Source organism: Candidatus Methylomirabilota bacterium, assembly GCA_035936835.1.
Classification (GTDB): Bacteria; Methylomirabilota; Methylomirabilia; order Rokubacteriales; family CSP1-6; genus AR37.
This window is the reverse complement of record DASYVT010000141.1, coordinates 1-5,981: the sequence shown is the minus strand read 5'-3', so window position 1 is coordinate 5,981 and position 5,981 is coordinate 1. Positions and strand designations below refer to the sequence as shown.

General features: G+C 67.3%; 9 protein-coding genes and 1 pseudogene. 7 read left to right on the top strand and 3 right to left on the bottom strand.

Annotated features, from left to right (window positions below; translation table 11 throughout):
* The 7 genes and pseudogenes from VGV06_12475 to VGV06_12445 all read left to right on the top strand — a co-directional run.
* Positions 1 to 490 (top strand): tyrosine-type recombinase/integrase (locus tag VGV06_12475; protein HEV2055967.1); only part of this gene is annotated, 490 nt, incomplete at its 5' end.
* Between the two features lie 260 nt (positions 491 to 750).
* A complete protein-coding gene (locus VGV06_12470; protein HEV2055966.1) occupies positions 751 to 1,032 on the top strand; it encodes a BrnT family toxin in 282 nt (93 codons plus the stop codon).
* Positions 1,029 to 1,355, top strand: a complete 327-nt coding sequence (locus tag VGV06_12465) for a hypothetical protein (GenBank protein ID HEV2055965.1) — start codon at positions 1,029 to 1,031, stop codon at positions 1,353 to 1,355. The genes VGV06_12470 and VGV06_12465 overlap by 4 nt, the downstream gene beginning before the upstream one ends.
* Positions 1,356 to 1,445: 90 nt before the next feature.
* Positions 1,446 to 1,670: a DUF433 domain-containing protein gene (locus VGV06_12460; GenBank protein ID HEV2055964.1), complete on the top strand. Its 225-nt coding sequence runs from the start codon at positions 1,446 to 1,448 to the stop codon at positions 1,668 to 1,670.
* Positions 1,667 to 2,020, top strand: a pseudogene (locus VGV06_12455) (DUF5615 family PIN-like protein). Before VGV06_12460 ends, VGV06_12455 begins: the two are co-directional and overlap by 4 nt.
* 177 nt (positions 2,021 to 2,197) lie before the next feature.
* Positions 2,198 to 2,467: a DUF4258 domain-containing protein gene (locus tag VGV06_12450; GenBank protein HEV2055963.1), complete on the top strand. Its 270-nt coding sequence runs from the start codon at positions 2,198 to 2,200 to the stop codon at positions 2,465 to 2,467.
* Positions 2,464 to 2,685 carry a YgiT-type zinc finger protein gene (locus VGV06_12445; protein HEV2055962.1) on the top strand — a complete coding sequence of 74 codons (222 nt, stop codon included), beginning with the start codon at positions 2,464 to 2,466 and terminating at the stop codon, positions 2,683 to 2,685. The genes VGV06_12450 and VGV06_12445 overlap by 4 nt, the downstream gene beginning before the upstream one ends.
* A gap of 829 nt (positions 2,686 to 3,514) precedes the next feature.
* Here VGV06_12445 and phnE (VGV06_12440) read toward each other — a convergent pair.
* Genes phnE (VGV06_12440) through phnC form a run of 3 tightly spaced genes read right to left on the bottom strand, consistent with a single transcriptional unit; the run spans position 3,515 to position 5,876 of the window.
* The gene (phnE, locus tag VGV06_12440) at positions 3,515 to 4,324 is read right to left on the bottom strand and encodes a phosphonate ABC transporter, permease protein PhnE (GenBank protein ID HEV2055961.1); all 810 of its coding nucleotides are present in this window, start codon (positions 4,322 to 4,324) and stop codon (positions 3,515 to 3,517) included.
* On the bottom strand, positions 4,324 to 5,115 hold the full coding sequence (phnE, locus tag VGV06_12435; protein HEV2055960.1) for a phosphonate ABC transporter, permease protein PhnE: 792 nt from the start codon (positions 5,113 to 5,115) through the stop codon (positions 4,324 to 4,326). Before phnE (VGV06_12435) ends, phnE (VGV06_12440) begins: the two co-directional genes overlap by 1 nt.
* Complete coding sequence (gene phnC, locus VGV06_12430; protein ID HEV2055959.1) at positions 5,112 to 5,876, bottom strand: phosphonate ABC transporter ATP-binding protein; 765 nt, start codon at positions 5,874 to 5,876, stop codon at positions 5,112 to 5,114. The genes phnE (VGV06_12435) and phnC overlap by 4 nt, the downstream gene beginning before the upstream one ends.
* Between the last annotated feature and the right edge of the window lie 105 nt (positions 5,877 to 5,981).

The window sequence follows — 5,981 nt, the reverse complement described above, 5'->3', positions numbered from 1 at the left end:
CAAGGGCCACAAGGACCGGGTGACGATGCTGCCGGCCGCGGTCAAGGCCGCCCTGACCGCCCACCTGGAAGGCGCTCGCGAGCAACACCAGGCCGACCTCCGCCACGGCGCCGGCTGGGTCGAACTGCCCGGCGCGCGCCTGCGCAAGTACCCGAACGCCGGCCGCGAATGGGGCTGGCACTGGGTCTTCCCCGCCACGCGTCTCTACGTAGAGCCCGTGACCGGCCAGCGGCGCCGCCACCACCTCCACGAATCCGTGCTCCAGCGGGCGGTGACGGATGCGGTCCGTGCCGCCAGGATCGCCAAGCCGGCGACGTGCCACACCTTCCGTCACTCGTTTGCCACCCACCTGCTGGAGGAGAGCCACGACATCCGCACCGTCCAGGAGCTTCTTGGCCACCAGGACGTGAGCACGACGATGATCTACACCCACGTCCTCAACAGGGGCCCGGCCGGGGTCCAGAGCCCCGCCGACCGGATGTTCCTATGATGAGCCTCGCCCTTCAGCAGCGATATCAGATATCCGAGCGGGATATCCCGCAGCGCCTCGCGGTCTATCACGGGACGCGGAGCGGGGGGCCTACGCAAGCTGGCGGGAATTCACGCGTCCCCTTGCCGCGTCGGGCTCATCGGCCGTGATATACAGAACTACGCAGTCAGGTAACGCTGTTCAGGCGACTTCTCGTTAGCCGCGATGACGGCGCACAAGCTGGTGATGACAAAAGGCACACGACCTAGTACACTTGCCACGTGAGGAGGTTCCGCTGGAACCCCGAGAAGAACGAAGCACTGAAGGCAGAACGGGGAACCTCATTTGAGCGGATCGTACTTGCCATCGAGGACGGCGATGTCTTGGATGTACTGCGGCATCCTAAGGAGGGCCGGTACCCCGACCAGCTGATTTTGGTGGTGGCTGTCGAGGGCTACGCCTATCTGGTCCCGTACGTCGAGGAGCCGGACGGGTACTTTCTCAAAACGGTGATCCCGAGCCGGAAGGCCACGCGTGAGTACCTGAGCCAAGGTGAAACATGATGAAGAAGATTGATGCGTTCGAGAAGGAAATCATCGGGGCCTACGAGAGTGGCGTCCTGGGGTCGACGATGCCGTCGAAATCGGAACTGAAGGCACTTCGCGAGGCGGCGCGGGCTACCTCGATCAAGGATCGGCGCGTCAATATCAGACTATCTTCGCCCGATCTGAGAGATCTGCGAGCCCGCGCTCTCGAGGAAGGCGTGCCATATCAGACATTGATCGCGAGCGTACTGCACAAGTTCGTTGCCCGCCGCCTCGTCGAGAGACCCGAGCGTCTAACTCCTCGCTCAACCCGGACGGCCCGCAAGCGGGCCGCCGGTTAGCGCTACGTTCGCCCCATTGGCGTGATTCCCCGCGGGCAGTAGGACGAGTCTGCTAGAGTTACCGCCAGGAGGTCGATGATGAGTGGACCGATGATCGTCTCCGATCCCAGGGTGATGATGGGCAAGCCGGTTGTTGCGGGGACCCGCGTCACGGTGGATCTCATTCTCGAGAAGCTGGGCAGCGGCGAATCCATCGAGGCGGTGCTCGAGGCCCACCCCCGCCTGACGCGCGAGGGGGTGCTGGCTGCCCTCCGCTTCGCAGGTCAGGCGCTTCGAGCTGAGGTCGTCTACCCCATCAGTGCAAAGTCCGCGTGAACCTGGTCCCGGATGAAGGTGTCGACCGCCCGGTGGTGGAGCGCCTCCGCCAGGGCGGCCATGACGTCGTCTACGTCGCTGAGTTGTCCCCCAGCATTGCCGATGAGGAGGTTCTCCAGTAGGCGAACGCGCGGAGGGCCGTTCTGCTGACTGCGGACAAGGACTTTGGCGAGCTGGTCTTCCGGCAAAGCCTCGTGAACTCCGGGGTGATCCTGCTTCGGCTTGCGGGCTTGGCGAACGCGACGAAAGCGGACATTGTCGGCGAGGTATGTCGGGACCGTGCGGCGGAACTGGTCGGCGCGTTCAGCGTCGTCTCGCCCGGCCAGGTTCGCATTCGACGGAGGTCGTGATCATCGGCGAGGATCGAACTTCGGCATTCAGCCGGCGGCCTGTGGCTGCGGCTGATGCCGCGCGTTCGCCGCATACGGACTGAAGTGAGAGGGAGACGATGGAGTGGCTGCTGAGAACAGACTTCCCGACGACCCGATCCGCTTCGTCCAGGACCAGGTTCGGCGAGGTCAAATCCTCTGGACCTACCACGTGAATATGCGCCTTGGGGACGGTTTATTCCCCGCGAGGTGATCTTAGCGGCCGTCGACACCTACGAGTTGGTCGAGGCGTACCCCGACGATAAATACCTGCCGAGCTACCTGGTTCTCGCGCGGCATGGGTCCGAGGCATTCCACGTGTTGTTCGCGGCGGACGTCGAAGGTGATAATGTCCGGGTGGTTACGTCCTACCGCCCCGACTCCCAGGAGTGGCAGGCCGACCTCAAGAACAGGAGACCGAGGCGATGAAGTGTACGGTTTGTGGCGCCGAGCTGAGGGCGAAGAGCAGCGATCTCCCCTTTAAAATCCGGGACACGGGAATTGTCATCGTCAAGGGTCTGCCGCTCCTACAATGCGGGAACTGCCCTGAGTATCTCATCGAGGACACAGTGCTCGGCCGGGTCGACCAGATCTTGGCCAAGGTGGAGACGGGAACCGAGCTCGAGATCATCTGTTATGCCGCCTGACCGCGCGGCGCCGTATCGCCGAACACTCCGCTGCAGCGGACCGGCTGCGCAGGCCGCTGAGCACGGCCGTTCGACGAACGGGGCCACGGCGCGGGTATGAGGAAAGAGTACGACTTCTCCCGAGGCGTTCGGGGGCGAGCTCGAGTGCGCCCTCCTGGTGAACGGGGCGCAGCGTCCGATAGGACGACGTACCTTGAGTCTGATGCAGTCGACGAGGAGCTGACACCTGCACAAATCCAGGAGCTACGGCGGCGGATGGCCGATCTCGCTGACGCCACTCGATACCTGCTGGTCTCACAGATGGGGCCGCGGTTCGCGCTGTACTACAACGTGTCTGACGATGTCTACGTGATGAACGACCCGCGGCGCGCTACATTGTTCAAACGACGCAAGGCCGCCCTCGCGGTGAAGGCCTTGGTGGGAGGGTCGATCCGCATCCTCCGCTGCAAGAGCAAGCGGGTCAACGGCGTTCAGGTCCCCGTGCTGGGCACCACGCGACGTGGTAGGGCGACCGTACGGCGTTCGTTGTCAAACCAGCGTCTGCAGCCGAGGGCCGGCGCGAAGCGCCGAGCTAGAGGACGTAGGCGCAGCGCCGGCCGCGGCTGAGACGCGGCGTTGCCCGCGGAGGGGACCCGGATCCCCGAGTTCGCCGCCAAGGTGACGGTGATCAAGGAGGGAGAGGACTACGGCCACTCCAGGACGCTACGACACGCCAGCAGGCAACCTGAGTTTCACGCCATGGCTGCGAACGCTCGGCCGGCGATACCTTTCTGTCCTCGGCGCCGGCAATGTGGTCAGTCTCGTCTCGGCGGGTCGCGGCGGATAGGGCTCATGCGAGACGGCGCCGGATCCAGGCCGAGGCCACCTCGGACAACGCCACGACGCCCAGGATCACCAATAAGATAAGGCTGACCCGCGCCCACTCGAGCCCCAGGATGGCTTCGTTCAGCACGAAGCCGATGCCGCCCGCCCCCACGATGCCGAGCACCGTCGACTCGCGGATATTGATGTCCCAGCGGAACACGCAGACGCCGGCGAACACCGGCCGGATCTGGGGCACGATGCCGTAGACGAGCACGTGGAAGCGGCCGGCTCCGGTGGCCGTGACCGCCTCGACCTGGCCGCGGTCGATCTCCTCGATGCCTTCCGCGAAGAGCTTGGCGACGAAACCCAGCGAGCGCACGCCCACGGCGAGCGCCCCGGCCAGAGAGCCCGGTCCCACGATGATGATGAAGATCAGCGCCCAGATGAGCGAGTCCACCGAGCGGCTGACCACGATGAGCAGGCGGGCGAGCAGATAGGTGCCCCGATTGAATGTGGTGTTGAGCGCCGCGAGGACGGCGACGGGCAGGGCCAGGAGCACGGCCACGGCCGTGCCGAGGGTCGCGATGTGCACCGTTTGCAGGAGCGGGTTGATGAGCGCGCCGGCGAAGGCCCAGTCGGGCGGGACCATCCGGACGAAGAGATCGGCGAGCTGGGCCGGGGAGTCGGCGACCCACTCCCAGCGGACGCCCATGCCTCGGGCCGCCCACACGAGCACCAGCGCGACGCCCAGGCGCGCCGCGAGACGCGCGACCTGCTGGCCGCGGCTCCGGCGGGTCCAGACCGGTGGAACCGGCGCCGCCGCCGGACGCGTCATCACTGGATCTTCCCGCGGGCCCAGGCGCTCGCCCACTCGCCCGCCGCGACGATCGCGATGATGACCAGCAGGATGGCCAGGCTGAAGTCGTAGTCGTAGCGGGAGAAGGAGTTGTAAAGAGTAGTCCCGATGCCGCCCGCCCCGACAATCCCGATGATCGTGGACTGGCGGAGGTGGATGTCCCACTGGTATACGGTCAGCCCAATGACGCGCGGCAGGACCTGGGGCAGCACCCCGAACAGCAGCACGGCCCCGCGTCCCGCGCCGGTCGCGCGCACGGCCTCCACCTGGCCGCGGTCGATCTGCTCGATCTGCTCCGCCAGCAGCTTGCTGAAGAAGCCCAGCGAGTTGACCGTGAGCGTGAGCGTGCCGGCGAGCGGGCCGAAGCCCACGGCCTTGACCATGATGATGGCCACGATGATCTCGTGGAAGGTGCGCCCGAGGGAGACGATGCCGCGGCCCGCCGCGTACACCGGCAGCGGCACGACGTTGCGCGCGGCGAGCACAGCGACCGGGATGCCGAGCGCCGTGCCGAGCGCGGTGGAGAGCGTGGCCATCTGGAGGCTCTCCACGATGCCGTCCAGCAGGAGCCGCCAGCGGTGAAAGTCGGGCGGGAAGGCCTTGGCGAAGAGCGTCCCCGCGCGGGCCAGGCCGCGCTGGATCCGCGCCGGGTCCAGCTCGAGGCTGGCCGCGTTCCAGACGAGAAAGGCGCCGAGCGCGAGCCAGCAGGCCGGGCCCATCCACCGGCTGGGGAAGGCCGAGGGCGGCCGCCACGCCTGGAGCCGGCTCACGAGAGCGCCCGAGCCAGCTCGCCGGGGGCGCCGCCGTAAATGCGGTCGAGCGCGGCGCCGTCGAGATCGCCGGGTCGGCCCTCGAAGACCACGCGCCCTGCGTTGAGGCCGACGATCCGCTGGGCGAACCGCCGGGCGAGCGGCACGTCGTGGATGTTCACCAGGGCCGGGATGCGGTCCTCGGTGGCGAGCTGGGTGATGAGCGCCATCACGGCCTCGGCCGTCTTGGGATCGAGGCTGGAGGTCGGCTCGTCCACGAGCAGGATCTTGGGCCGCTGGACCAGGGCCCGCGCGATGCCGACCCGCTGGCGCTGGCCTCCCGACAGCGCGTCGGCCCGCTTGTTCTCCATGCCCTCGAGCCCGACGCGCCGGAGCGTGTCGAACGCCAGCGCCACGTCCGCGGCGGGGAAGCGGCGCCGCCAGGCCTGCCAGAGCGGGACGTAGCCCAGCCGCCCGGTGAGCACGTTCTCCATCACGGTGAGCCGCTCGACGAGGTTGAACTCCTGGAAGATCATGCCCATCTGCCGCCGCGCGAGCCTGAGCCCGGCCGGGTTGAGCGTCGTCAGCTCCAGGCCGTCCAGCGTGACCGAGCCCGAGTCGGGCTCGACCAGCCGGTTGACGCAGCGGATGAGGGTGCTCTTGCCGGCGCCTGAGGGCCCGATGACGAAGACCACCTCGTGGGCGCCGACGGCGAGCGAGACCCCGCGAAGGGCCTCGTCTCCGGCGGGATAGCGCTTCGTGAGCCCGGAGACGTCGAGCACCGGCCGGGCGGGTCCCTACTCCCCGCCTCGTCTCGGCGGCGCGGAGAGTTTCTTGTACTCGGCCGACTCGCGGGAGAAGACCACGCCGTTGGCCTCGAGCATGCC

Coding starts and splice junctions, on each gene's coding strand:
- VGV06_12465 (HEV2055965.1), top strand. CDS start 1,029: ATGATGAAGAAGATTGATGCGTTCGAGAAGGAAATCATCGGGGCCTAC.
- phnE (HEV2055961.1), bottom strand. CDS start 4,324: ATGACGCGTCCGGCGGCGGCGCCGGTTCCACCGGTCTGGACCCGCCGG.
- VGV06_12460 (HEV2055964.1), top strand. CDS start 1,446: ATGATCGTCTCCGATCCCAGGGTGATGATGGGCAAGCCGGTTGTTGCG.
- VGV06_12445 (HEV2055962.1), top strand. CDS start 2,464: ATGAAGTGTACGGTTTGTGGCGCCGAGCTGAGGGCGAAGAGCAGCGAT.